A 25,489-nucleotide genomic window follows, 5' to 3' on the forward strand; every position below is an offset into this window, starting at 1 on the left:
CCGAGCCGGGGGCCGGCTGGTGGGACGTGGGCTCAGCCTCGTACCGCGCCGGTGACGATCCAGCGGCCGGAGCGGGTGCGCAGCCACAGGGTCGCCATCCGGACCGACATCATCAGCGCCATGGTGCACCACAGCGCGGTCAGGCCCCCGCCGAGCGAGGGCACCAGCAGCGCCACCGGGGCGAAGACGGCCAGCGTGGCGATCATCGCCCAGGCCAGATACGGCCCGTCGCCCGCGCCCATCAGCACGCCGTCGAGGACGAAGACCACACCCGAGACCGGCTGGATGAGGGCCGTGACCAGCAGGGCGGGCAGCAGGGCGTCCCGCACCGCGGAATCGGTGGTGAACAGGGGAATGAACAGCGGCCGGGAAGCCACCACCAGCAGGCCCAGCGTCACGCCCGAGGCGATACCCCACTGCACCATGCGACGGCAGGCGGCCCGTGCCCCCTCCTCGTCGCCGGCCCCCAGATGGCGTCCGATGATCGCCTGGCCCGCGATGGCGATGGCGTCCAGGGCGAACGCCAGCAGGCTCCACAGGGTGAGCACGATCTGATGGGCGGCGATATCGGTGTCGCCGAGGCGAGCCGCCACAGCCGTCGCGATCAGCATCACGGCGCGCAGCGAGAGCGTACGGATCAGCAGCGGTGCCCCGGCGTGGGCACAGGCCCTGATGCCCGCGGCATCGGGCCGCAGCGAGGTGCCATGGCGCCTCGCACCCCGGATGACGACGGCGAGGTAGACGGCGGCCATGGCGTTCTGGGCGATCACCGTGCCCCAGGCCGAGCCCGCGATGCCCAGCCCGGCCCCATAGACCAGGACGGCGTTCAGCGCGGCGTTGGCCCCGAAGCCGCCGATGGCGACATACAGCGGGGTCCGGGTGTCCTGGAGACCGCGCAGCACACCGGTGGCGGCGAGCACCATCAGCATCGCAGGGATGCCGAGGGTGCTGATCCGCAGATAGGTGATGGCGTAGGGCGTGGCGGTGTCCGAGGCGCCGAAGAGGTCGACCAGGGCGGGGGCGGTGGGAAGGGCGACGGCGATGACGGCGGCGCCGAGCAGCAGGGCCAGCCAGATGCCGTCCATGCCCTGCCGTATCGCCCCGGCGAGGTCGCCCGCGCCGACCCGGCGGGCCACCGCCGCGGTGGTGGCGTAGGCGAGGAAGACGAAGATGTTGACTGCGGTGGCGAGCAGGGCCGCGGCGACCCCCAGACCGGCCAGCTGGGCGGTGCCCAGATGGCCGACGACGGCACTGTCGACCATGACGAAGAGGGGTTCCGCCACGAGCGCGCCGAAGGCGGGAAGCGCGAGTGCGATGATCTCGCGGTCATGGTGGCGCGGGGTGCTCCGCGCGCTCGTGGGGGCCTGTGTCATGAGGGCAATGTAATCGTCCACAGGTAAGAGACACAAGCTGCCCCCGGTCCTTACAAGGCGGCGCACGGGACGATCTTCTCTGCGCCCTTTGTCGTGATCTTGCGCTGGGGGCGGAAGTTTTTCTTCTGCACAGCCACTGGATAGAGAAACCGCAGGTCAGGCTTGGGCTCTCGGGGTGATTGTGTGTTTGTCCACAGCACTGTCCCCCGGCCCGTGCACAGGTTCGCGCGACTTACCCACAGGATGGATCCCATCATCCACATGCCCTGTGGATAACCAAGTTGGCTGGCGGTCCCGACGGGCCTACCGTGGTCCGGCGCCCGCCACCCGATCCGGTCCTGGAAGCCCCGGCCTCCGATGCGCCGTGTCCGGAAAGCCGGCCGCTCAGTTGTGTCATAGCCGTGCCGTAAGAAGGACGGGCACGGCGAGGTTCGCTTCGCGGACGGGAGGAGGTGGCGGGGTGAGCGTGCCCGAGCCCATGGACGACCCATGGGCGGACTCCGGCCCGTCCGATCGGTTCCCGTCCCCCCGCTTCCGCCGCGGTGAGGGCGGCGGCCGGGGCCGCGATGGACAGGACCGCGACGGAGGCGGCGGCTCCGCCTGGGAGGGCTCCGGCTTCGAGCGCGTTCCGCCCCAGGATCTCGACGCCGAGCAGTCCGTCCTCGGCGGCATGCTGCTCTCCAAGGACGCCATCGCCGATGTGGTCGAGGTCCTCAAGGGCAATGACTTCTACCGGCCCGCTCATGAGACCGTCTACCAGGCCATCCTGGACCTCTACGCCAAGGGCGAGCCGGCCGACCCGATCACCGTCGCCGCGGAGCTGACCAAGCGCGGCGAGATCGCCCGGGTCGGCGGCGCCTCGTATCTCCACACTCTCGTCCAGTCGGTCCCCACCGCCGCCAACGCCGAGTACTACGCGGAGATCGTCCACGAGCGCGCCGTGCTGCGACGCCTCGTCGAGGCCGGCACCCGCATCACCCAGATGGGATACGCGGCGGACGGGGACGTCGACGAGATCGTCAACAACGCCCAGGCTGAGATCTACGCCGTCACCGAGCAGCGCACCAGCGAGGACTATCTGCCGCTCGGCGACATCATGGAGGGCGCACTCGACGAGATCGAGGCGATCGGCTCGCGCAGCGGACAGATGTCCGGCGTGCCCACCGGCTTCACCGACCTGGACTCCCTGACGAACGGGCTGCATCCGGGCCAGATGATCGTCATTGCCGCCCGCCCCGCCATGGGTAAGTCCACCCTGGCCCTCGACTTCGCGCGCGCCTGCTCCATCAAGCACGCCATGCCGAGCGTCATCTTCTCCCTGGAGATGGGCCGCAACGAGATCGCGATGCGTCTGCTCTCCGCCGAGGCCCGGGTGGCGCTCCACCACATGCGCTCCGGCAGCATGACCGACGAGGACTGGACCCGGCTGGCCCGCCGGATGCCGGACGTCTCCCAGGCCCCGCTCTTCATCGACGACTCCCCGAACCTGTCGATGATGGAGATCCGCGCCAAGTGTCGCCGCCTCAAGCAGCGCAATGACCTCCAACTGGTCATCATCGACTACCTCCAGCTGATGCAGTCCGGCGGCGCCCGGCGCCCCGAGAGCCGTCAGCAGGAGGTCTCGGACATGTCGCGAAACCTGAAGCTGCTGGCCAAGGAGCTGGAAGTACCGGTCATCGCGCTCTCCCAGCTGAACCGAGGCCCCGAGCAGCGCACGGACAAGAAGCCGATGGTCTCGGACCTCCGAGAGAGTGGATCCATCGAGCAGGATGCCGACATGGTCATCCTGCTCCACCGCGAGGACGCCTACGAGAAGGAGTCGCCGCGCGCGGGCGAGGCGGACCTGATCGTGGCCAAGCACCGTAACGGCCCGACGGCCACGATCACGGTCGCCTTCCAGGGCCACTACTCCCGCTTCGTGGACATGGCCCAGACCTGACAGTCATTGCCCGACCTGACAGTTGCTGCCTGGCGCGCGTTTTGCTGTTCCCGCAAAGAACTTTGTCAGGTTGTCCTGGGCGGGGGCAGGTTGGTGGGCATGGACAAACAGTTCTGGGACGACATGTACGGCAGTCGTGACCAGCTCTTCAGTGGGGCGCCCAACGGGGTGCTCGTCAGCGAGGTCGCCGAGATGCCGCCGGGGCAGGCGCTTGACGTGGGATGTGGGGAGGGTGGCGACGCGGTCTGGCTGGCTCGGCGCGGCTGGCAGGTGACCGCGGTGGACATCTCCCGGGTCGCCCTGGAGCGTGCCGCCGCGGCTGCTGCGGCCGCCGCGGACATCGAGGGCCGGGTGGCGTGGACGCGGGCCGATCTGAGCAGTACGCCGCTCCCGGCCGCGGCGTTCGACCTGGTGTCGGTCCAGTACTTTCCGCTCAGGCGTCAGCCGGACCACGGCGCGCTGCGTGGCCTGCTGGCCGCCGTCGCGCCCGGGGGCACGCTGCTGTTCGCCACGCATGACCTCGCCGATCTGACCCCGCGCCCGGAGCAGGGCTTCGACCCCGGGGACTACTACCAGCCCGACGACGTCGCCGGGGTGCTCGACGACGACTGGGAGGTTGTGGTCAACGAGACCCGTCCGCGCACCGCTCCCGCCCCCGCCGGCACCCACCACACCCATGACACCGTGCTGCGAGCGCGACGGCTGCGGTAAGCGGTAAGCGGTAACCGGGACCGGTCAGGGCTGGAGCTGGTGGCCCAGGGCCGTCGCCTTCTCCACGCGGCGGGCGAGGACCTCCTCATGACGGTCCGCCATCTGCCGCAGCGCGTCCTTGCGGTCGCGCTTGGAGAGCCGGTCGATGTAGAGGTGCCCCGAGAGGTGGTCGGCCTCGTGCTGCAGACACCGGGCGAAGTAGCCGGTGCCCTCGATCACCAGTGGGTTGCCGTCCTTGTCGGCGCCGCGGACCACGGTGCGGTCGGTGCGCGGTACGTCCATCCGCGCGCCCGGTACGGACAGACAGCCCTCGCCCTCCTCGATGAGCAGCCGATGGGCCGGGTCGGGCTGGTCCAGGACGGGGTTGATGATGTGGCCGATGTGCCGTACGCCGTGGTCGTCCGGGCAGTCGTAGACGAACAGCCGCAGATCGACGTCGACCTGATTGGCGGCCAGCCCGGCGCCGTCGGCGATGTACATGGTGAGGAACATGTCGTCGATGAGGGCGCTCAGCTCGGGTGTGCCGAACTCGGTCACCTCGCGGCAGGAGCGGCGGAGCACCTCCTCGCCCACCTCGGTGATCCGGCGCGGGGAACCGCGCTCGGCCTCGGGAGGCAGCGCCGGATAGGAGTCGACGGGTTTCCCCTGCACCAGGACGCGCAACGCTGACCTCACCTTTTCCGCCCCCACTGCCGGCCGCCTGATGGCCGCTCACGGCCGCTGACGGCCGCCCCCGCTGATGGTCATGTCCGGCCAACGTAGCAGGGGCGGTTCGGCCACGGCTCCGGCGCGCGTCAGATCGCGTCAGGTACGGGGTCAGAGCGCTTCGCCGAGCTCCTCCAGCAGCCGCCGCTTGCTGCGGGCCCCGACCAGCGACCGCACCGGCTCGCCCGCCCGGAACAGCATCAGGGTCGGCATCGAGAGCACCCCGTACGCGTTGGTGGTGGACGGGTTCTCGTCCACGTCCAGGGACACCACCTTCAGCCGGTGACCCTCCTCCTGCGCGATCTCCGCCAGCACCGGCGCGATCATCCGGCACGGCGGGCACCACGAGGCGGTGAACTTCACCAGCACCGGCAGCTCGGCCGCCAGCACCTCCTCGGCGAAGGTGGCGTCCGTGACCGTGGCCACTCCCCCGGTGTGTGTCAGTGACATGTCATATCTCCCTTGGAGTCTTCGTCGTGCGGGTGGAGCTGTTGTGGTTACGGCGGACTCACGGGCCGGGTGGTGTCAGCTCGCAGCGCGGCTCCGGGGCTCCTTCGGGCGCCGTCGCCGCGGCCTCCAGCTCCGCACGGGCCCGCTCCGCCTGGACGAGCTGTGTCCCGACCCCCTCCCGGATCGCGCTCAGCCGGGCGATGCACTCGTCCAGCTCGGCGAGCTTGCGCCGGTAGACGTCCAGCGAGGCGGGGCAGGAGTCACCGGCCGGATGGCCGGAGCGCAGGCACTCGACGAACGGACGCGTCTCCTCCAGCTCGAAGCCGAAGTCCCGCAGCGTGCGGATCTGCTGGAGCAGCCGCAGGTCCTCCTCGTCGTACGACCGGTAACCATTGCCGGTGCGGCGCGCGGGCAGCAGCCCGAGCGACTCGTAATAGCGCAGGGTGCGGGTGGTCGTACCCGCCCGTTCGGCCAGCTCTCCGATCCGCATGACTTGACGGTAGACCTTGACCCCGGCGTCAAGGCCAGAGCGCGGTGCGGGGCTGGGTGGTACCCGGCCGCCGACCGATGACTGACCGGTGTCAGACCATCGCCGTAGAGTGCCGATATGACCACACCCGACGTGGATGAGTTCGCCGAGCCGCTGGCCGCCACCCGCCGTGCCCTGCTGCGGCGCCTCGCCCGCGGCCAGGTCGAGGGCCGTGCCCCGTCCCTGGTCGGGGCCGTGGTGCGGGAGGGGCGGCTGGTGTGGACGGGTTCGCGCAGCTCTGTGGACGGATCCGCACCGGACACCGACACCCAGTACCGCATCGGCTCCTTGACCAAGACCTTTGTGGCGGTGCTGGTGATGCGGCTGCGCGACGAGGGGCTGCTGGACCTCGGCGATCCGCTGGCCAAGCATCTGGACGTGCCGGAGGCCGAGGGCGCGACCGTGGCCCAGCTCCTCTCCCACACCTCGGGTCTCGCGGCCGAGGCCCGCGGCCCCTGGTGGGAGCGCACGCCCGGGGCGCTGCGGCCCGGGACCGCCGATGTCTTCGGCGAGCGCCCGCTGATCCACCCCGCGGGCCGCCGTCACCACTACTCCAACCCCGGTTTCGCGCTGCTCGGCGCGCTGGTCGAGCGGCTGGGCGGAGCACCCTGGGGCGAGGTGCTCGCGCATGAGGTGCTGGAGCCGCTGGGGATGGGGCGTACGTCGCTCGAGCCGCGGGCGCCGCACGCCGGGGGATGGGCCGTGCACCCCTGGGCGGATGTGCTGCTGCCCGAACCGGCCGAGGACACCGGGCGGATGGGCCCGGCCGGGCAGCTCTGGTCGACCGCCGGGGATCTGGCCCGCTTCGCCGCCTTCCTGCTGGACGGGGACGACCGGGTGCTCGGCGCGGAGTCGCTCGCCGAGATGCGGGCGCCCGCCGTCGCCCCCGAGGAGGGGGACTGGGACGGCGGCTATGGCCTGGGGACACAGCTCGTCCGTCACGGCGGGCGGTTCCTCCACGGCCACACCGGCTCCATGCCCGGCTTCCTGGCCTCGCTGTGGGTGAGCGCCGAGGACCGGCTGGCCGGGATCGCGCTGGCCAACACCACCTCGGGGCCCGCGATCGGCACCATCGCCGCCGACCTCATACGGATCGTGGCGGAGCGCGAGCCCCGCATCCCCGAGCCGTGGCGGCCGCTGACCGAGGTCGATCCGGCGCTGCTGGCGCTGACCGGCCCCTGGTACTGGGGCCCCCGCGCCCACCACCTGCGGCTGCGCGCGGACCGCGGACTGGAGCTGTCCCCGGCCACCGGGGGAGGCCGGGCCTCCCGCTTCAGGGCCGAGCCGGACGGCACCTGGACGGGGCTCGACGGCTATTACGCGGGGGAGACGCTGCGGGTGGTCGAGGGGGAGGGCGGCGCCCCGGCCCATCTGGACCTGGGCACCTTCGTATTCACCCGGGAGCCCTATGCCCCGGGTGACGTGGTGCCCGGCGGGGTCGACCCGGAGGGCTGGCGCGCGCTCTGAGGGGGAGGCGGCGGGGCGGGAGCGGAGTGCCGCGTTCCGGCGGGTTGTCGAGGATCCGGCGGCCGTAGCCTGACCCCGCCGGTGGTACGCACGGCTGGGGGCTGGGTCGGCGGTGCGGCGGGCGGCAGGTTGGTCTCCGGTTCTCCCGTACGTCGGTTCGCGGGTACGCCGGTGGGTTCGGTACGCCGGTCTGCCGGTTCAGCCGGTACGCCGGGACTTCGGTGCGTCGGTGCGTCGGTGCGTCGGGGCTCATGTGTCCCCGTACCCCCGTACCTCGTATCTCCGTGCGGGAGCGGCCTGATCCGACCTGTCACCCTCCCCTCCCCCAGGAGCCCCGCCGTGCGCTCGTCCACGCTTCGTCTCAGCGCCTCCCTGCTCGCCCTCAGCACCGTCATGGCCGCATCCATGGTCGCCTCCGGGACGGCCACCGCCCGGTCCGGCGGCTCGGCGGTCGGCCGCGACCGGCCGGGGGCCGTCTGGTCGGCCGGGTGGGCCGCCCCCGTCCAGCGCCCCAGCTCCGGCTTCGAGAAGAACTGGGCCGAGAGCGGCTTCGCCGGGCGTACCGCCCAGACCCTGCGTCAGGTCGTCAGGGTCACCGGCGGCGGCATGGCGGCCCGGATCAGGCTGTCGAACCGCTATGGCACCGCGCCGCTGAGGATCGCGGGCGCGACCATCGCCCGTACCGCGCACGGCGCCTCCGTCCACGGCGCGAGCCTGCGCGCGCTGACCTTCGGGAACCGGCGATCGGTGGAGATCCCGGCGGGCGGGGAGACGGTGAGCGACGCGGCTCCGATGCGGGTGGCGGCCCGTCAGCCGGTCACGGTCACGCTGTACTTCGCCCGCCCGACCGGCCCCGCCACCTTCCACGCCCAGGCGTACGCCCGCAGCTTCCGCGCGGACGGCGACCACCGTGCCGACCGCGCCGGGACAGCCTTCACCGAGACCACCAACTCCTGTGTACTACCTCTCCGATGTCGAGGTCACCGGCGGCCCCCGGCAGCCCGGCACGGTGGTGGCCTTCGGCGACTCGATCACCGACGGCTTCGGTTCGACCTACGACGCCGACCACCGATGGCCGGATCTGCTGGCCGAGCGACTCGCGGCCATGGGCACCCCGCGCCCCGTCCTCAACTCCGGGATCGGCGGCAATCTGCTGCTGCACGACTCGGCCTGGTACGGCGACCGGGCGGGTGCCCGCTTCCGGCGCGATGTCCTGGACAAGCCGGGCGTACGGTCGGTGATCCTGCTCGAGGGGCTCAACGACATCGGCTTCAGCGAGGTCGAGCTGCCCACCTACAAGCCCAATCCGCAGGTGTCGGCCGATGAGGTGATCGCCGGTTACCGGGAGCTGATCGCTCTCGCCCACGCCCGCGGGATCAAGGTCATCGGCGGGACGATCCTCCCCTTCAAGGGCGCCGAGTACCACACCCCGCGCGCCGAGGCGAAGCGCGCCGCGGTCAACGACTGGATCCGCACCTCGGGCGCCTTCGACGCGGTCGTCGACTTCGCGGGGGTCATGGCCGCGCCGTCCGATCCGCTGCGGCTGAACCCGGTGTACGACTCGGGCGACTTCAAGCACCCGAACGACGCGGGCTACCGGCGGATGGCCGAGGCCGTCGACCTCGCGACGCTGTGAGGCCGCCGGCGGGGAAGTGAGATCAGGTCGGTTCAGGCCAGTGGCAGCTTGAAGCCGATGTGGCTGGCCTCGAAGCCGAGCCGCTCGTAGAAGCGGTGGGCGTCGATACGAGTCGTGTCCGAGGTGAGCTGCACCAGCACACACCCCTCGCGGCGCGACTCCTCGACGGCCCATTCGATCAGCTGGGTGCCGAGCCCGCCGCCGCGCTCCTCGGAGTGGATCCGGACGCCTTCGATGATCGAGCGTGTGGCGGCGCGCCGCGACAGCCCGGGGATCATGGTCAGCTGGAGGGTGCCGACGGTGCGGCCCTCCCGGACCGCGACGACCAGCCGCTGCTGGGGATCCGAGTCCAGCCGCTCGAAGGCGGCGCGGTACGGGGCCAGGTCGTCCGGGGACTCCCGGCGGGCGCCGAGCGGGTCGTCCGCCAGCATGGCCACGATCGCCGGGATGTCATCGGCGGTCGCGCGCCGTATCTCGAAGTCGCTCATGCGGTGGAGCCTACGCCGGGGCCCGCGAGCCCCCGACGGCGGCGACGGACCCACGGCCATGGGGGGATCGGATGTCCCGGCATCAGCGCGTCCCGGCATCAGCACGTCCGGCCCATCAGCACGTGGTGCCGGTCAGACCCTCCACAGCGGCGACGAGCGGCGCCAGTTCCGGCCGCCGGGCGGCCTCGGCGAGGGCCTCGCGCAGCGCGGTGTCATGCGTCGGCCGCGCCTCCTCCAGGAGCTTCAGACCCTCGTCGCTGACGTCGGTGTAGATGCCGCGGCGGTCGCCGGGGCAGATGTAGCGGGCGAGCAGACCGCGGTCCTCCAGCCGGGTGACCAGCCGGGTCGTGGCGCTCTGGCTGAGGACGACGGAGTCGGCGAGCTGCTTCATCTGCAGATGTCCGCCGTCGCCGTCGTGCTGCCCGCTGAGTACGTTGAGCACGGAGAATTCGCGGACGCTCAGATCGTGCCTGGCCTGCAGCGCACGCTCGATGTGCGTCTCTATCCGGCCGTGCAGGGAGGACAGGGCGCACCAGCCCTGGGCCAGGGCCTGTCCTGCGGACGGGGCGACGGCGCCGTGCGGTTCGTCCGGCATGAAACCCCTCCTAGGTGGGTGAGCGGATTCCAGGATAGTCCAGGGATGAAATAGACCGCGTATGCAATTATCGGCGCTTTGTCGCCCGCAGCCGCCGCCCCCGGGCGGTCAGCCCCCAGGGCTTGATCACCGAGATCGCGGTGAGGAAGGTATAGACGCCCAGGCTGACCGAGGGCGCCAGGATCAGATCCGTGGTCGCCCCGACCGCCCGCCCCGCCACGACATCGGCCATCGCGGAGTCGATCCGGGCGCGCAGTGCGAACGCCGTGGCGGCGGTGGTGATCATCGTCAGCCAGAACTTCACATACACCCACCGGTGGCGCGCCAGCCCCCAGGGCGTCCCCAGCGACAGCACGATCCCGCTGACCAGCGACAGCAGGCTGATCGGAATCAGCAACCAGTCGCCCAGCACATTCATGGACCGGTACGCCGCCCCGGCCTCTTCGGCCGAACCGGCCATGGCCCCGGTGATCCCCAGGGCCAGCACCCCGAGGGTCAGCCCGAGCCATCCGACGGAGACGACGACATGAACGACGAGGAGGCCCCGGCGCACGGGGCGGGTGAGTTGCCGCATGCCCCCACCGTGGCGGCGCGGCGGCGCCCGGGGCGTCTGACGCCGGGAGTATCCGTGCGTACTCCCGGTGGCGGGGGCGAACCGGATTGTTGGCGTCCGGCCGGGACGTTGGTGCCGGGCCGGGGCGGTGGGGACCGGCGGGTGCATCTACGCTCGGTTGATATGACCAGACTGCATCTGTTCGATCTGGACGGGACGCTCATCCACGGCTCGGCCGCCGCGATCGAGATCTCCCGACAGCTCGGTCTGGAGCGGGAGATCGCCGCGCTGGAGCGGGCGTTCGCGGGCGGGGAGCTGACGACGGCCCAGTTCGCGGAGCGGGCCTGTGCGTTGTGGGAGGCGCTGACGGAGGAGCATGTGGCGGCGGCGTTCGAGGGGGCGCCGTGGCTGGCCGGGATCCGTGAGGTGTGGGCGGACATCCGGGTGCGGGGTGAGCGCTGTGCGGTGATTTCGCTCTCGCCGGGCTTCTTCGTGTCGCGGCTGCTGGAGTGGGGCGCGGACGCCACGTACGGCTCGGCGTGGCCCGCCGTGCCGTTCCGGGAGCCGGTGGATCCCGAGGGGATCCTGACCCCGGCCGCGAAGGTCCGGATCGCCGATGAACTCTGTGCGAAGTTCGGCTTGACCAGGCATCACTGCGTGGCCTACGGGGATTCCCTCTCGGACGCCGAACTGTTCACGGTGGTTCCGGTCTCGGTCGCCGTGAACGCCGACCACCATGTGAGCGAAATCGCATCCCACGCCTATACCGGTCGTGATCTCCGAGAGGCTTACGAATTGATGGGTAACCACACGTAACTATCGGTAATTACGTGAGTTGGTGGGTGTAACAGATGTGGGGCACTTGGGGCTTGTGAATTCATCCGGGGCCGGTAGGGTCAGGTCCGGTTCCGTGCGGCGTGCTGTAACGGGGGCAGAACGGGCATCCCAGGCCAACCAGCATAACGGGAACGCAGCCCCCATTTCCCGGACTTCGGGCTATGCGCCCGGGACGGGGAACGAGCATGGCATGCTGCCCGGAAGAGAGTTACGGAGAGGGTCGGCACGACCATTCTCGCTTGAACCAGTGCACCAGGACGGGGAATTGCGGGCACATTCCGGCAGCGGAAGTGCGAAGACCGACAGAAAGATGTTCGAGGCGAGGCACCCATGGACGCTCCGACCACCACATCGTCGGCCGGCAGCGACGGCTCCGGCGGAAACAGTGGCGACTGGGGCTGGTTCACCCCGAGCAGGAAACCGGCCGAGGACCACAGGGCCCCGGACCAGCAGAGCGATGAGCGCGCGCCCAGCCGCCCGGTGAACCCGATACGGCCGGTCGGCACCGAGGCCGACCGCCGTATGCCCGCGGAGCCGGCCCCCGCGCCCGGTCCGGGAGCGGGCGACCGCCGCACCGGCGACCGCCGCCCGGACGACCGCCGGGCCCCCGGCCCCGCGGGGTACGGCCCCGCCGACCCCGACCCCGGCCCCGCGGCCCGCGGGCGCGAGGAGCATCAGCGCCCCGACGAGGTGCCGCCGGTCCCGCAGGACGTCCGGCCCGGCCCCGACTCGCCGTTCGCCGTCCCCGAGACCGCCTCGCCCGACGCGATCCTGCTGCGCCGCACCATGGCCGAGGTCGAGCCCATCAGCGACAAGGTCACCTCGTACTTCTACGCGCTGCTCTTCGTCCAGCACCCCGAGCTGCGGCCGCTCTTCCCCGCCGCGATGGACGCCCAGCGCGACCGGCTGTTCAAGGCGATCCTCACCGCCGCCCGGCTCATCGACGACCTCGACATCCTCACCGAGTTCCTCTCCCGGCTCGGCCGCGGCCACCGCAAGTACGGCACCCAGCCCGAGCACTACCCCGCCGTCGGCGAATGCCTGATCGGCGCGCTCACCCGCTACGCCGTCACCACCTGGAGCGACGAGGCCGAGGCCGCCTGGGTGCGGGCCTACACCGCGATCTCCCAGATCATGATCGACTCGGCCGCCGAGGACGAGCTGATCGCCCCCGCGTGGTGGCAGGCCGAGGTGGTCGGGCATGAGCCGCGCACCCACGACATCGCCGTGATCACCGTCCGCCCGGACCAGCCGTACCCCTTTCTGGCGGGCCAGTACACCTCACTGGAAACGCCCTGGTGGCCGCGGGTCTGGCGGCACTATTCCTTCGCCGCGGCGCCGCGCTCCGACGGGCTGCTCTCCTTCCATGTGAAGGCCGTCCCGGCCGGATGGGTGTCCTCCGCGCTGGTCCACCGGGCCCGCCCCGGCGATGTGATCCGCCTCGGGCCCCCCGCCGGTTCCATGACGGTCGACCACGCCAGCGACAACGGGCTGCTCTGCCTCGGTGGCGGCACCGGTATCGCGCCGATCAAGGCGCTGGTGGAGGACGTCGCCGACCACGGCCGCAACCGTCCGGTCGAGGTCTTCTACGGCGCCCGTAACGATCACGATCTGTACGACATCGACACCATGCTGCGGCTGGCCCAGAAGCATCCGTGGCTCGCGGTCCGTCCCGTCGTCTCCGACGGCCCGACCAACGGCCTCAGCGGTCGGCTGCCCGACGCCGTGCGGCAGTACGGCCCGTGGAACGCGTTCGACGCCTATCTCTCCGGGCCGCCCGGGATGATCCGCAGCGGCGTCGACGCCCTGATGGGCATCGGCATTCCGTCGCACCGCATCCGGCACGACTCCATCGAGGAGCTCGCCGCGGCCGCGGAATAGGACGCGGGCACGGACGCCACACGGCGAAACACCGACACTAGGCAGGCATTCCGGCGATTCCGGACGGCGAATCAGGACGGGGACGAGAACCGTGGACAGTGCGGAGCACCTGGACGACCGCGCGTGGCGTCCCGGGAGCGACGGCGAACACCATCTGCAGCGGCGACTGGGCACCGTCGACCGCGCCGACCGCTTCTACGACGACCAGGTGCTGGATCATCTGAACGTCCGGATGCGGGAGTTCATCGGGCGCCAGGAAATGTTCTTCCTGGCCACCTCCGACCGGCACGGGGAGTGCGACAGCACCTTCCGGGCCGGTCCGCCCGGCTTTCTGAGAGTGCTCGACACGCGCACGCTGGCCTATCCCGAATACCGGGGGAACGGCGTACTGGCCAGCCTCGGCAATATCCAGGAGAACCCCCACCTGGGCATTCTCATGGTCGACTTCTTCCGGGACCGGATCGGGCTGCATGTGAACGGCCGGGCCCGGGTGGTGGAGGACGCCGAGATGCGCGAGGCGCACTCCGGGCTGCCGGTGGACCCGGTGCCGGGGCGGCGCGCGGTGGTGTGGGTCGAGGTGACCGTCGAAGAGGCGTACATCCACTGCGCCAAGCACATTCCGCACCTCCAGAAGGTCCCGGCGCAGCGGCGCACCGGCGGCGGCGACGCCGCCCGGCGCCGGGGGCCCTCCGGTGACCAGGCCCTCGAGCACGACCGGGAGCGGGACTGGGGGACGGACGACGTCAAGCGGAAGGGGGGCGACTTCTTCGGCGCCGCGGCCGCGGTCCGCGAGGGCCGCAGGGTCCCGCCTGAGCCGCCTGCCCCTCCTGCTCCGTCCGCCCCTCCTGCGCAGACTGCTCCGTCCGCCCCTCCTGCGCAGACTGCTCCGTCCGTCCCTCCTGCCCAGGCTGCTCCGCTCGCCCCTCCTGCCCGGCCCGTTCCGCCTGCTCCGCCCGTCTCACGGCCCTCGTGGGCGGTGGACCTGCCGGGCCAGGCCGCCCGGCCTGTTCCGGCTGCTCAGGCCGAGCTGGGGGCCTCGGTCCCCCAGGCACCAGCCGCACCGGCTGACCCGGACCCTCAGCCCCTGACAGACTCGGACACTCAGGTCCTGGTCATCCCTCCGGCCCCACCCACGTCACCGGTCTCGTGGCCGGTGGGCCTGCCTCCCCAGACCGCCCCGACAGTCCCTACGGTCCCGACAGTCCCTACGGGCCCGGCTGCTCAGGGCGCCCTGGGCCCTCAGGTTCCGGCCGCCGGACCGGCGGCACAGCCCGGACCGATAGCGCAGCCCCAGCCGACCGCGCAGCCCCACCCGATCGCGCAACCAGAACTGGCCGCGCAGCCCGAAGCGGCCGACCCCGCTCGGCGGGCCGTGGAGCCCTCCGCGGTGCGTGATCTCAGCCCGGCCATCCGGCGGCCGGTCCGTCCCGACGCGGGGCCCGAGGACTGGCGGGAGGAGGCCGAGCGGGTGCTGGCCGAGGCGCGTCAGCGGGCGGCCCGGAAGACCCAGCAGCCGTTCAGCGGCTGGTTCCGTTAGGTTCTGCCCCGATAGAGCCCAGCCCTGCTGGTCCCGTTCGCGAAGATCCGACCGGCAGGGTTTCGCTTCGCTCAGCCGAGGTCGTCCGCGAGCAGGGCCAGCACGCCCTCGATGTTGGCGTCGAGATAGGCCCGCAGCGAGGGCGGCACCACCTCGACCGAGGCGATCCCCTCGCGGGTGAACGGGACGCTCACCACGTCGTACTCCCCGCACGGCTCGTCCACCTCCGGGCCGTGCCGCCGGGTGAGGTCCATCGAGGCGAGTCTGCAGACGAAGAAGTGCTGCACCTTCACACCGGCCGCGCCCACACCCTGAGAGCCCTCTGCGCCTTCTGCGCCTTCTGCCCCCTCTGCGCCCTCATCGGGATGCGGGACGGTGTCGACGAAGGCGGGCACCACGTCCGTCACCTTCGCGCCCAGCTCCTCGTCCACCTCGCGGTACAGGGCCTCGACGACGGTCGCGTCCTCGGGCTCCATTCCGCCGCCCGGAGTGATCCAGTACGGCGCCTGGCCGGGCTTGGTGCGCTTGATCAGGATCATGCGGGGCGCGGTGTCGCCCTCGAGGAGAATGGCACGGGCGGTGCGCTTGACCACGGGTCGTTCGGTCATGCAGGACATCTGCCGCACCCTTGGTCCCGCGAAACCACTTACTCACCAATCGACAGCCGCGCGCAACAGCCACTCGTGCGCCCGCGCGATATGCGGCAGCGCGAGTGCCCCCGTCCGTACCACCAGGAAATAGGTGCGCAGCGGCGGCACCGGCGGGTTGAGCAGCGCCACCACCTCCCCGGCGTCCAGCGCGTCCATGCACAGATAGCGCGGCAGGACGCCGAGCCCCGCGCCCTGCGCGACGCAGGCGAGCACCGCGCGCAGATCGGGCGCGATGATCGTGCCGGCGGTGACCGGCCGGGTGTCGAAGACGGCCGACCAGTAGCGGCTGATCAGCGGCAGGCTCTCATGCACCTCGACGACGGGCAGTGCCTCCAGCGCCCGTACGCCCTTGACCTGGAGCACCGCTGGGCCGCCGAGCCGGGCGGCCCAGCGCGGCGCCGCGACCAGCACATGCTCCTCGTCGCACAGCGGCGTGGCGGTCAGCAGCCGCCCCCGTGGCCGGGCGGTGGTGATGGCCAGGTCGTGATGGCCGACACCTAGCCCCTCGAACAGCTCCTCGGCGCTGCCGAAGGCGCAGCGCACCGCCAGCCCCTGGGTGACCAGGGTGGTCAGCGCGGGCAGGGCGCGCAGCGCGGTGAACTCCGGAGGGCCCGCGAGATGCAGGGTGCGCAGCGGCGAGCGGTCGTCCAGACCCGCCTCGGTGATCTCCACGAGGGCGTCGAGATGCGGCGCGGTCTTGTGGGCGAGTTCGTCCCCGACGGTGGTGGGGACGACGCCGCGCGCCGTACGGAGGAACAGGGGGCGGCCGAGCTGCCGCTCCAGGGTGCGTATCTGACCGGTGACGGCGGGCTGGGAGAGCCCGAGCAGCCCGGCGGCGCGGGTGAAGGACCCGGCGCGGTGAACCGCGACAAACGTGCGTAAGAGGGCCAGATCCATGCGGTTCCCCTCGCCTCGTCGCGCCCCGCACGCATGCCAACTATAAATATGCCGATAGGCCCATGGCGCTACTGTGATTGGACACTGACGCTGAGTCAACTAGCCTTGTTCGAGCGGTTCTCCACGAGAAGAACCGGGGCGTCTCAAGCCACGAGGGGGGAGGCTTGAGACGCCCGCACAGGCATACCCGCCCGCTTTCAGCCACCCGCCCGGGTGCTCGTCGTGCCCGATGTCGTGCCCGATGCTGTCCCCGATGTCGTGCCCGACGCCGTGTCCGTGTCGGATGCCGTATCGAGCGCCCGCAGCACATCGGCGATCAGATCCTCCGCGTCCTCCGCGCCCACCGAGAACCGGATGAAACCCTCGGGCACCGCGTCGCCGCCCCACCGTCCGCGCCGTTCCGCCGTGGAGCGCACCCCGCCGAAGCTGGTGGCGTCGTCCACCAGCCGCAGCGCGGTCAGAAAGCGCTCCGCGTGTTCCTTGTCCGGCAGGGTGAAGGAGACCACACAGCCGAAGCGCCCGCCGCGCATCTGCCCGGCCGCCACCCGGTGGGAGGGATCGGTCGGCAGTCCGGGGTGGCGCAGCCCGGTGATCTCGGGGCGGTCGCGCAGCGCCTCGGCGAGGGTCAGCGCGGTCGCCGCCTGGCGGTCGACGCGCAGCTGGAGGGTGGCCAGGGAGCGGTGGGCGAGCCATGCCTCCATGGGGCCGGGGATCGCGCCCACCGTCTTGCGCCAGGCCCGCACCTCCGCGGCGAGCCGTGGATCGCGGCAGGTCACATAGCCGAGCAGCACATCGCCATGGCCGGTGAGCGCCTTGGTGCCGCTCGCCACGGCGAAGTCCGCGCCGAGCTCCAGCGGGCGCTGGCCGAGCGGGGTGGCGAGGGTGTTGTCGACGGCGACCAGCGCGCCCCGGGCGTGCGCCGCCTCGGCGAGCCGGCGGATGTCGCAGACGTCCAGTCCGGGATTGGACGGGGTTTCCAGCCACAGCAGCTTCGTCCGGTCGCCCAGTGCCTCCAGGGCGGCCAGCTGGGCGTCCTCGCCGGTCGGGGCGGTGCGCACGGTGACCCCGTAGCCCGCCAGCCGCTCGATCAGCGCCGGGAGCAGCTGGTAGCCGTCGGACGGCAGGACGGCCGCGTCGCCCTGGCGCAGCTGCGAGAGCAGTACGGCCGAGATCGCGCCCATACCGGAGGAGAAGACGACCGTCTCGGCGTCGGTGCCCGGCGACTCCAGCTCGCTGATCGCCCGCTCCAGCAGGGACCAGGTGGGGTTGGCATCCCGGCCGTAGGTGTAGGGGCCGACGGCGTCGCCGGGGAGGTGGTAGTGGGCGGCGAAGACCGGACCCGGCAGCGTCGGCTCGTACGCCTGGGCCTCGGGCAGTCCGGCCCGTACGGTGCGGGTTCCGTCGCCGGTCATGCGGACTCCTTCCCCGCGTCCGGGCCGTCGGCGGCCGACGCGTGCTCGACGGTGGCGCTCGCCGCGCCCTTCTCCGCGGCGTCGATGGCCTCGCCGACCGCGTCCAGCAGCCCGCCGCTCGCGGCCTCGACCATCCCCAGGCACTCCTCGAAGTCGTCCAGCCCGCCGAAGTACGGGTCCGGTACGTCGAGGCCGCCCAGCGCGTCGTGGTCCGCGTCCGGGTCATAGCTCCGCAGCAGCCGCACCTTGGCGGCGTCGTGCGGGGTCGGCGCGAGCGCGCGCAGCTCGTGCAGATGGCCGCTGTCCAGGGCGATCACCAGATCGAGGCGATCGAACCACTCGGCCCGGAACTGGCGTGCGATGTGATCCTGCTCATAGCCATGGGCGGTCAGTACGTCGATGGCGCGGCGGTCGGCCCCGTCGCCCTCGTGCCAGGGCCCGGTGCCCGCGCTGTCCACCTCGAGCAGGCCGTCCAACCCGGCCTCCACGGCATGGGCGCGGAAGACGGATTCGGCCATCGGCGAGCGGCATATGTTGCCGGTGCAGACAAAGCAGACACGGTAGGGCGACGGGTCTCTCATGCCTTCCATCCTCTCCGGCCGTGATCAGTCCTTGTCATCGGGCAGCACGACATGCAGGGCCCACGCGACTATGGAGACGATCAGGCCACCGAGCACCGCCGTGCCGAAGCCGTCGACGTCGAAGCTCAGGTCCAGCTTTCCGGCCAGCCAGGAGGTCAACAACAGCATCAGGGCGTTGATCACCAGCGTGATCAACCCGAGGGTCAGGATGAACAGCGGGAAGGCCAGCAACTTGACGATCGGCTTGACCACCACGTTCACCACGCCGAAGACCAGCGCCACGAGAATGAGGGTGAGCGCTTGGCGGCCGGTGTTGTCACCGGTCAGCGTGATGTCCTTGAGCAGCCAGATGGCGACGCCGAGGGCGCCGGCGTTCGCGATCGTCTTGACGAGAAAATTCTTCATGGTTGAGATCGTCGCAGACAGGCCCCGGCGCAGGCAGGGGCACCGTAGGCATGGGTCAGGCAGGGGTGGAGAGGCGAATGAAGGCGTTCCGGCTGGATGAGCTGGAGGCGGAGCGGGCCGCGAACGACGGCGCGTATCTGCAGTTCCTGCGGGAGCGGAACATGTCCGTGGGGCTGTACGCGCTGAACGCGGGCCAGGCCGACCCGCAGTCGCCGCACGGCCAGGACGAGGTGTACGTCGTGATGAGCGGCCGGGCGTCGGTCACGGTGGGGATGGAGACGACACAGGTGGGGCGGGGCAGTGTGGTGTACGTCCCGGCGGGCACGGCGCACAAGTTCCACCACATCACCGAGGATCTGCGGGTGCTGGTGGTGTTCTCGCCGCCGGAGAGCTGAGGCCGTCCCGGGGTTCGAGGCCGCGCCGGTGTCGGCGACCTGATCCCGGTCCGGGGGTTGTCCATCGCGGAGCCGATGTGTGGCCGGCCGGTCCCGTAGGGGTCCGGTCAGGGGAGGACGGGGGGCGCGGGCCGCCCGCGCGCCTCCGTCCCGTCCTAGCATCGACGGCAGGGAAGACCGGCCGTCGGCGTCCGGATCCACGGCTTGGAGAGAAAGCAGGGAGTCACGTGACCACGAAGGGGATATTCCGGGGCTTGCCGTGGTGGGTGACCTGGATCGCGATACCGGTCCTCGTCCTCGCCGTGTTCGGCGGCCTGATCATGAGTGTGATCGGGTTCGTGGTGAGCCTCGTCTTCAAGGCGCTGCTGCTGGTGGTGCTGATCGCCGGGCTGATCTACGTCGTACGGAAGTTCACTTCCTGACCCGCCGCGCGGCGCCCGCCGCGTCGCCCAGGCCCTGACGCGTCCCCACAGGCCCTGACGGCCCCCGCTGCGCGCGGATACGCCGCGCGAGGGATACCGCCGGGGCGGGAGCACCGCCTGGCGCCACCCCTGCCGTTACAGTGCGAGTCCTCGGCGTTCTTCCTTCGGCGTCTGCCTCGCAACAACACCCCGGGGGTGCCTGTTGACGACAGCGATCTTCGATACGGCCGGTGCGCCGGCCCCGATCTCCCGCCCACCTGGCCCGCGCTGTCCGCGCCGCCCGGCCCCGCGGGTCTCCTCACGGCAACACTGGCCATTTTCGTTCCCTCACACGAGGCAAACCGACTCCGCACCGCAATCGAGTCGCTACGCTCCAGAGTCGGCGAAGCGCAAACAACCCGGGGCGGCGAACGATGCGTGAGATGCGTGACACAGTTCAGGCGGAAGTGACGATGACCTTCCTGGTCTCGCAGGATCTCTCCTTCCGGATCCCGGTCGAGCTGTCCTACGACAGCGGCGACCCCTATGCCGTCGAGATCACCTTCCATTTGCCCGGTGACGCGCCGGTGAGCTGGGCCTTCGCGCGGGAGCTGCTGCTGGACGGGTTGAGCAAACCCACCGGCGAGGGGGATGTGCGTATCGCCCCCGCCTCCCCCGAGGGGCTTTCGGACGTCTTCATCAGACTCCAAGTGGGTTGTGAACGGGCCCTGTTCCGGGCCGGGGCCGCTCCGCTGGTGGCCTTCCTCGACCGGACGGACCGGGTGGTGCCTTTCGGCCAGGAGCCGGCGGCCTGCGACCCGGTCGGCGATCTCGATGCCGAACTCCACCGCATCCTGGCCGAGGACCGGTACGCGGGCTGAGAGCCGGACGCGCGGCGGGCCGAGGGCCGGTGCTGTGCCGTGGCCGAGCTGACGGGCGGCGTGCCCATCGCCTCAGCGTCCCTTCGCCCGGCGGCGCCGCCCGCGTCCGCCCCGGCCGGTCCGGGCCGCCTGGGCCGACTGGGTCGTCTGGGTCGTCTGGGCCGCCTGGGCGCCGCCCGCGTCGGCCACTCGCTCCGCGCCGCCGTCCGCCGCCGGGGCGCGGTCCGCGGAGACCACGAGCACGGCCAGCGCGGTGGTCACCGGCACCGAGGCGACGAGCCCGATGCTGCCCACCAGCGTCCGTACGATCTCCTCCGCGACGATCTCGCTCGTGGCGACCGTGCCCACCCCGCTGTCCGCGATGGAGAACAGCAGCAGCAGCGGAAGCGAAGCGCCCGCGTACGCCAGCACCAGGGTGTTCACGACGGAGGCGATGTGGTCCCGCCCGATCCGCATCGCCGCCCCGTAGAGCTTGCGCCGGGACGTGGTCGGATCCGCCTCCCTCAGCTCCCACACCGCCGAGGTCTGGGTGACCGTCACATCGTCCAGCACGCCCAGCGAGCCGATGATCACACCCGCCAGCAGCAGCCCCTGTATCTCGATGTTCGGATAGAGGCCGTGCACCAGTCCGGTCTGGTCGTCCGTGTTGCCGGTCAGGCTCGCCCAGCCGATGAACAGCGAGCCCAGCACCCCGATCAGCAGCAGTGACACCAGTGTGCCGAGCACGGCGACCGACGTACGCGCCGTCAGTCCATGGCACATGTACAGCGCGAGAAGCATGATCGCGCTGCCCCCGACGACCGCGACCACCAGCGGATTGGAACCCTGGAGTATCGCCGGGAGGATGAACAGCGTCAGCACCCCGAAGCTGATCGCCAGCGCCACCAGCGCGAACACCCCGCGCAGCCGTCCCACCGCCACGACCGCGAGCGCGAACAGCCCCGCCAGCAGCGCCATCGGCATCGACCGGTCGACATCGGACACGGAGTACTGCAGTTCCTTGGGCGCCTTGGGGGCGTACGCCAGCTTCAGCTCCTGCCCGGCGCTGAAGTGACGCGAGGCGTTGGGCTGGACGATTTCGGGGAACGTGCGGCCCTTGTCCTTGCCCGAGGTGACCTCGATCGTGGCCTTCTCGCAGACGCTCTTCTTCCCGCCCTGCCCCGGGCCCCCGCTTTGCCCTGGAGCGCCGTTCTGGGCGGCGCCGTCCTGGCCGGGCTCGGTGGGCGCCTGCGGCTGGGCGTTCACATCGGCGCAGTTCACCTCCTCGACCTTCACCACCCGCCCGGCCACGGTCGTCTGGTCGAAGCCGAGACCGCTGCGGCCGTGCGCCTTGTGGTCCGGTGTGCCGCCCGGCCAGAGCACGATCAGACCGGCCACGACGGCGACGGTGAAGGGGATGAGCACCGCCGCGATGATCTTGCGGAGGCGCGCGGAGACAGGGGTGGCGGGGCCATGGCCGTGGGAGTGGCCATGGGAATGTCCGTGGCCGTGGCCATGCGCCTGATCGGAGGGGTGGGGCTGCTCGGGCGGGTGGTCCTGCTGGATCGCGGTCACGGTCGCATCATCGCAAGAGACGTGGGCCCCCTGTTCAGCGCTGTGGATAAACCGTTAGCGTGGTGACGAACCTTTGCAATCGCGGGAGCTCGGAGCACCGGGCTGAGAGGGCGCTGACGCTGACAGCTGCGCCGACCGCTGAACCTGTTACCGGGTAATGCCGGCGTAGGGAGTGGGTCTCATGACTCAGCAGGATGCATCATCGCGTGCCGAGACGGCCGAATTCGGCTGGCATAAGGGGTATGTCACGGGTTCGCGCCCGGACCTCCAGGTCCCGGTCCGCCGCGTGCACCTCACCAACGGCCAGGACGTGACGCTGTACGACACCTCCGGCCCGTACACCGACCCCACTATCGAAACGGATGTCCGCCGCGGCCTGGCGCCGCTGCGGCAGAACTGGATCATCGCCCGCGGCGACACCGAGGAGTACGCGGGCCGTCCCGCCCGCCCCGAGGACGACGGGCTCAAGCACACCTCGCCACGCGGGGGGCTGCGCAACCTCGACGCGGTCTTCCCCGGCCGTCCGCGCCAGCCGCGGCGCGGCCGCACGGGCGCCCCCGTGACCCAACTCGCCTATGCGCGGCGGGGCGAGATCACGGCGGAGATGGAGTACGTGGCGATCCGCGAGAACGTCTCCCCCGAGGTGGTCAGGGAGGAGATCGCGGCGGGCCGCGCCGTCCTCCCGGCCAATGTGAACCATCCGGAGATCGAACCGATGATCATCGGCAAGCGATTCCTGGTGAAGGTCAACGCCAACATCGGCAACTCCGCCGTCACCTCCTCCATCGAGGAGGAGGTCGAGAAGATGACCTGGGCGACCCGCTGGGGCGCCGACACGGTCATGGACCTCTCGACCGGCCGCAACATCCACACCACCCGCGAATGGGTGCTGCGCAACTCCCCGGTTCCCATCGGCACCGTGCCGCTCTATCAGGCGCTGGAGAAGGTCGACGGCAAGGCCGAGGAGCTGACCTGGGAGATCTACAAGGACACGGTCATCGAACAGGCCGAGCAGGGCGTCGACTACATGACCGTCCACGCCGGCGTCCGGCTGCCGTACGTCCCCCTGACCGCCCGCCGCAAGACCGGCATCGTCTCCCGCGGCGGCTCCATCATGGCGGCGTGGTGCCTCGCCCACCACCAGGAGTCCTTCCTCTACACCCACTTCGAGGAGCTGTGCGAGATCCTCGCGGCGTACGACGTCACCTACTCGCTGGGCGACGGACTGCGCCCGGGATCGATCGCCGACGCCAACGACGAGGCCCAGTTCGCGGAGTTGCGCACCCTCGGCGAGCTCAACCGCATCGCCAAGGAGCACGGCGTCCAGACGATGATCGAGGGGCCGGGCCATGTCCCGATGCACAAGATCAAGGAGAACGTCGACCTCCAGCAGGAGATCTGCGAGGAGGCCCCCTTCTACACCCTGGGCCCCCTCACCACCGACATCGCCCCCGCCTACGACCACATCACCTCGGGCATCGGCGCCGCGATGATCGCCTGGTGGGGCACGGCGATGCTCTGCTACGTCACCCCCAAGGAGCACTTGGGGCTGCCGGACCGCGATGACGTCAAGACCGGCGTCATCACCTACAAGATCGCCGCCCACGCGGCCGACCTGGCCAAGGGCCATCCGGACGCCCAGGCATGGGACGACGCGCTCTCCGACGCGCGCTTCGAATTCCGCTGGGAGGACCAGTTCAACCTGGCCCTCGACCCGGACACGGCCCGCTCCTTCCACGACGCGACGCTCCCGGCGGAACCGGCCAAGACGGCACACTTCTGCTCGATGTGCGGGCCGAAGTTCTGCTCGATGAAAATCAGCAGAAGCATCACAGAGCAGTTCGGCGGCGACGCCGATGCGACGCCCGAGGAGATCGAGGCGGGGATGCTCCAGAAGTCCAAGGAGTTCGCGGCCGCGGGCAACCGCGTCTACCTGCCGCTCGCGGACTGACACGGATCGCGGAATCTGACCGCCGGACCCCGGACCCCGGACTCGGGGTCCGGGGTCCGGCGGCTCCGTCAGATGGCGCCCGTGCCGCTCGGCAAAGCAGTATGCGAGGCATGGGAACCGACGCGAAGCCGATGGCGGAACATGTTCAACGCTGGTGGCGCGAAGGGCAGGCGCCCGACGGTGACGTGATCGTCTTCGGGGACGGTCAGTTGTCGGTGATGCGGTTCTGGACCACCGAATGCTGGTCGCGGGCAGAGGAGGTCCTTCGAGCCACGGAGTGGACCGCCCGCCACTGGCTGGACGTCGACATGGTGATGGCATCGTGCAGATATGCCGGATACCGTGCTTACGGAGGCGAATCCGCAGCCCATGGCAGCATCGGCTGGGTCGCCCTGACACGGGACGACCGACAGCGGACCTTGGAATGGCTCGCGGTGTGTTCCGAGTCGAACCCGTTCGCCGAGGTGGCTCTCGACGACGCCTGCCTGACGGCAGTCAGCACCAACGGCCAGGTGTGGACCTTTCCGCGTGACGCTCCGCAGAAAGTGGAGATCAGTCGGGTTGCGGGACGGGACAGGTGACGACTTCCTGCCGGGTGAGCACGGCGGCGCGATGGACGCGGCGGAGGCGGAGGCGGGGCCGGTATGGCCCAGAAGTCCAAGGAGTTCGAAAACGCGGGTGGAGCTCGGCAAAGTAGCGCCTTTGGATTGAACCAGGCGATATGCTGCGGGATGGGTCCGAAGCCGCAACTTGGATTTGCGACTTCGGACCCTCTCCATGCCGCTACGCGGGCGGAAGCTCAGCCACGTAGACCGGGTTGCCGTTGTCCGTCAGCCCGTTCTGACGGATGCAGCGGTGCTTCTGGAGAAAACGCAGACAGTCGTGCACCCGCTGCCGAGTGAGCCCCGTCTTGGCCGAGAGCGTCTCCAGCGAATGGCCGATCCGTCCGGCTTCGGCCAGCGTGGGGAGGATGTAGACGGCCACCGCCCACACATCCTCGGTGATGCTCAGCCGGTCCTTCCACTGTGCGAACAGGTTCTCCGTCCTGAGCCTCAACTCCCGCTTGTCGGCCTCGGGCTCCGCGCCCGGTCGGCAGCCCAGAGCGTCGAGGATCTGTGACCACGCCTGCTCGGACCGGTGCAGGGAATCCAGCACCTCCGTATGGAAGCGTTCGGTCCGCGTCTCCAGCCGGACGATCGCGTCCATGAGCTCGCTCGGTGGAGTGGGGCGGGAGACCTCGGAGACCTCCAGCGCGTATGAGCCCTCGCGTTGGACGGTGGCGATCACCCTGGACACCCACTGTTTGAAGGGCAGGCACGCGGGTTTGGTGCAGCCGTTCACCAGCTGAATCAGCCCTTGCAGATTCACCAGATGCAAGTCTCGGCGCCACTCCCTACCTGCGGGAATGCTGAGACCGTAACGTGAGGTTACGTTCTCGAGCGTAGACTTTCCGCCAGCCTGTACATGATCTGCCAACGCCTTTCGCGGGTTGGTGTGACCGAGTTCCGCACAGACGTCGACCGTCGGGAACCAGTGTTCGCCGTCCGGCATGGTCAGCCGACGAAGCCGGACCCCCGTGGCCGCGTAGACGAAGTCGTTGACGTCCATGGCGTCGTGCCGGGCGGATGGGCCCGGCGGTGTGTTGTGTTTGCGCATCGCGC

General features: G+C 70.7%; 24 protein-coding genes and 2 pseudogenes. 12 read left to right on the forward strand and 14 right to left on the reverse strand.

Going from position 1 to position 25,489, the window contains the following annotated elements:
- Positions 1-32: 32 nt before the first annotated feature.
- Positions 33-1,373 carry an MATE family efflux transporter gene (locus tag J2Z30_RS38000; protein WP_044572657.1) on the reverse strand — a complete coding sequence of 447 codons (1,341 nt, stop codon included), beginning with the start codon at positions 1,371-1,373 and terminating at the stop codon, positions 33-35.
- Positions 1,374-1,833: 460 nt separating this feature from the next.
- On the opposite strand from J2Z30_RS38000, the gene dnaB reads away from it, so the two are divergent.
- Both dnaB and J2Z30_RS38010 read left to right on the forward strand, forming a co-directional pair.
- Positions 1,834-3,312: a replicative DNA helicase gene (gene dnaB, locus J2Z30_RS38005; protein ID WP_044572660.1), complete on the forward strand. Its 1,479-nt coding sequence runs from the start codon at positions 1,834-1,836 to the stop codon at positions 3,310-3,312.
- 99 nt (positions 3,313-3,411) lie between these two features.
- Positions 3,412-4,023, forward strand: coding sequence for a class I SAM-dependent methyltransferase (locus tag J2Z30_RS38010; RefSeq protein ID WP_044572662.1), 612 nt, complete (start codon positions 3,412-3,414; stop codon positions 4,021-4,023).
- Positions 4,024-4,047: 24 nt separating this feature from the next.
- On the opposite strand, the gene def is transcribed toward J2Z30_RS38010, so the two are convergent.
- The 3 genes from def to J2Z30_RS38025 form a co-directional block, all read right to left on the reverse strand.
- Positions 4,048-4,686 carry a peptide deformylase gene (gene def, locus J2Z30_RS38015; RefSeq protein ID WP_107073324.1) on the reverse strand — a complete coding sequence of 213 codons (639 nt, stop codon included), beginning with the start codon at positions 4,684-4,686 and terminating at the stop codon, positions 4,048-4,050.
- Between the two features lie 153 nt (positions 4,687-4,839).
- On the reverse strand, positions 4,840-5,178 hold the full coding sequence (trxA, locus tag J2Z30_RS38020) for a thioredoxin (protein ID WP_044572667.1): 339 nt from the start codon (positions 5,176-5,178) through the stop codon (positions 4,840-4,842).
- 58 nt (positions 5,179-5,236) lie between these two features.
- Positions 5,237-5,668 carry a MerR family transcriptional regulator gene (locus J2Z30_RS38025; RefSeq protein ID WP_044572669.1) on the reverse strand — a complete coding sequence of 144 codons (432 nt, stop codon included), beginning with the start codon at positions 5,666-5,668 and terminating at the stop codon, positions 5,237-5,239.
- Positions 5,669-5,785: 117 nt separating this feature from the next.
- On the opposite strand from J2Z30_RS38025, the gene J2Z30_RS38030 reads away from it, so the two are divergent.
- Together J2Z30_RS38030 and J2Z30_RS51900 are read left to right on the forward strand one after the other, a co-directional pair.
- Positions 5,786-7,174 (forward strand): serine hydrolase domain-containing protein, encoded by a 1,389-nt coding sequence (locus tag J2Z30_RS38030; protein WP_044572674.1) that lies wholly within the window; start codon positions 5,786-5,788, stop codon positions 7,172-7,174.
- A 393-nt stretch (positions 7,175-7,567) separates the two neighbouring features.
- Positions 7,568-8,810, forward strand: a pseudogene (locus J2Z30_RS51900) (SGNH/GDSL hydrolase family protein).
- 32 nt (positions 8,811-8,842) lie between these two features.
- Here the strand turns inward: J2Z30_RS51900 and J2Z30_RS38040 are convergent.
- The 3 genes from J2Z30_RS38040 to J2Z30_RS38050 form a co-directional block, all read right to left on the reverse strand.
- The gene (locus J2Z30_RS38040; protein ID WP_044572676.1) at positions 8,843-9,298 is read right to left on the reverse strand and encodes a GNAT family N-acetyltransferase; all 456 of its coding nucleotides are present in this window, start codon (positions 9,296-9,298) and stop codon (positions 8,843-8,845) included.
- 115 nt (positions 9,299-9,413) lie between these two features.
- The gene (locus J2Z30_RS38045) at positions 9,414-9,893 is read right to left on the reverse strand and encodes a MarR family winged helix-turn-helix transcriptional regulator (protein ID WP_044572681.1); all 480 of its coding nucleotides are present in this window, start codon (positions 9,891-9,893) and stop codon (positions 9,414-9,416) included.
- A 67-nt stretch (positions 9,894-9,960) separates the two neighbouring features.
- A complete protein-coding gene (locus J2Z30_RS38050) occupies positions 9,961-10,467 on the reverse strand; it encodes a hypothetical protein (RefSeq protein WP_044572684.1) in 507 nt (168 codons plus the stop codon).
- A gap of 162 nt (positions 10,468-10,629) precedes the next feature.
- On the opposite strand from J2Z30_RS38050, the gene J2Z30_RS38055 reads away from it, so the two are divergent.
- From J2Z30_RS38055 to J2Z30_RS38065, 3 genes and pseudogenes are all read left to right on the forward strand, one after another.
- Positions 10,630-11,262 carry an HAD family hydrolase gene (locus J2Z30_RS38055; protein WP_044572685.1) on the forward strand — a complete coding sequence of 211 codons (633 nt, stop codon included), beginning with the start codon at positions 10,630-10,632 and terminating at the stop codon, positions 11,260-11,262.
- Positions 11,263-11,613: 351 nt separating this feature from the next.
- Positions 11,614-13,164: a globin domain-containing protein gene (locus tag J2Z30_RS38060; protein ID WP_078956778.1), complete on the forward strand. Its 1,551-nt coding sequence runs from the start codon at positions 11,614-11,616 to the stop codon at positions 13,162-13,164.
- A 91-nt stretch (positions 13,165-13,255) separates the two neighbouring features.
- Positions 13,256-13,957, forward strand: a pseudogene (locus tag J2Z30_RS38065) (pyridoxamine 5'-phosphate oxidase family protein); the annotation flags it as partial.
- Between the two features lie 815 nt (positions 13,958-14,772).
- On the opposite strand, the gene J2Z30_RS38070 reads toward J2Z30_RS38065, so the two are convergent.
- The 5 genes from J2Z30_RS38070 to J2Z30_RS38090 form a co-directional block, all read right to left on the reverse strand.
- A complete protein-coding gene (locus J2Z30_RS38070; protein ID WP_044581681.1) occupies positions 14,773-15,309 on the reverse strand; it encodes an NUDIX domain-containing protein in 537 nt (178 codons plus the stop codon).
- Positions 15,310-15,351: 42 nt separating this feature from the next.
- The gene (locus J2Z30_RS38075) at positions 15,352-16,248 is read right to left on the reverse strand and encodes a LysR family transcriptional regulator (RefSeq protein ID WP_044572689.1); all 897 of its coding nucleotides are present in this window, start codon (positions 16,246-16,248) and stop codon (positions 15,352-15,354) included.
- Between the two features lie 197 nt (positions 16,249-16,445).
- Positions 16,446-17,660: a cystathionine gamma-lyase gene (locus J2Z30_RS38080; protein WP_245388919.1), complete on the reverse strand. Its 1,215-nt coding sequence runs from the start codon at positions 17,658-17,660 to the stop codon at positions 16,446-16,448.
- Positions 17,657-18,241: a low molecular weight protein-tyrosine-phosphatase gene (locus J2Z30_RS38085; RefSeq protein WP_044572692.1), complete on the reverse strand. Its 585-nt coding sequence runs from the start codon at positions 18,239-18,241 to the stop codon at positions 17,657-17,659. The genes J2Z30_RS38080 and J2Z30_RS38085 overlap by 4 nt, the downstream gene beginning before the upstream one ends.
- Before the next feature lie 24 nt (positions 18,242-18,265).
- On the reverse strand, positions 18,266-18,646 hold the full coding sequence (locus J2Z30_RS38090) for a phage holin family protein (RefSeq protein ID WP_020870012.1): 381 nt from the start codon (positions 18,644-18,646) through the stop codon (positions 18,266-18,268).
- A gap of 77 nt (positions 18,647-18,723) precedes the next feature.
- On the opposite strand from J2Z30_RS38090, the gene J2Z30_RS38095 reads away from it, so the two are divergent.
- The 3 genes from J2Z30_RS38095 to J2Z30_RS38105 all read left to right on the forward strand — a co-directional run bounded on the left by J2Z30_RS38095 (position 18,724) and on the right by J2Z30_RS38105 (position 20,323).
- Positions 18,724-19,041, forward strand: a complete 318-nt coding sequence (locus J2Z30_RS38095; protein ID WP_044572695.1) for a cupin domain-containing protein — start codon at positions 18,724-18,726, stop codon at positions 19,039-19,041.
- Positions 19,042-19,268: 227 nt separating this feature from the next.
- Positions 19,269-19,463 carry a DUF5326 family protein gene (locus J2Z30_RS38100; RefSeq protein WP_044572698.1) on the forward strand — a complete coding sequence of 65 codons (195 nt, stop codon included), beginning with the start codon at positions 19,269-19,271 and terminating at the stop codon, positions 19,461-19,463.
- A gap of 422 nt (positions 19,464-19,885) precedes the next feature.
- Positions 19,886-20,323, forward strand: a complete 438-nt coding sequence (locus tag J2Z30_RS38105) for an SsgA family sporulation/cell division regulator (protein WP_044572700.1) — start codon at positions 19,886-19,888, stop codon at positions 20,321-20,323.
- A 72-nt stretch (positions 20,324-20,395) separates the two neighbouring features.
- Here the strand turns inward: J2Z30_RS38105 and J2Z30_RS38110 are convergent, their stop codons facing one another.
- Positions 20,396-21,877 (reverse strand): YibE/F family protein, encoded by a 1,482-nt coding sequence (locus J2Z30_RS38110; protein ID WP_044572703.1) that lies wholly within the window; start codon positions 21,875-21,877, stop codon positions 20,396-20,398.
- Between the two features lie 181 nt (positions 21,878-22,058).
- On the opposite strand from J2Z30_RS38110, the gene thiC reads away from it, so the two are divergent.
- Positions 22,059-23,828 carry a phosphomethylpyrimidine synthase ThiC gene (gene thiC, locus J2Z30_RS38115; RefSeq protein WP_044572706.1) on the forward strand — a complete coding sequence of 590 codons (1,770 nt, stop codon included), beginning with the start codon at positions 22,059-22,061 and terminating at the stop codon, positions 23,826-23,828.
- 110 nt (positions 23,829-23,938) lie between these two features.
- Entirely contained in the window at positions 23,939-24,409 is a 471-nt protein-coding gene (locus tag J2Z30_RS38120) for a hypothetical protein (protein WP_245388920.1), read from the forward strand.
- A gap of 202 nt (positions 24,410-24,611) precedes the next feature.
- On the opposite strand, the gene J2Z30_RS38125 is transcribed toward J2Z30_RS38120, so the two are convergent.
- Complete coding sequence (locus J2Z30_RS38125) at positions 24,612-25,484, reverse strand: BRO-N domain-containing protein (RefSeq protein WP_044572712.1); 873 nt, start codon at positions 25,482-25,484, stop codon at positions 24,612-24,614.
- Positions 25,485-25,489 lie beyond the last annotated feature (5 nt).

The sequence above is a fragment of the Streptomyces iranensis genome (genome assembly GCF_017874715.1).
Lineage (GTDB): Bacteria > Actinomycetota > Actinomycetes > Streptomycetales > Streptomycetaceae > Streptomyces > Streptomyces iranensis.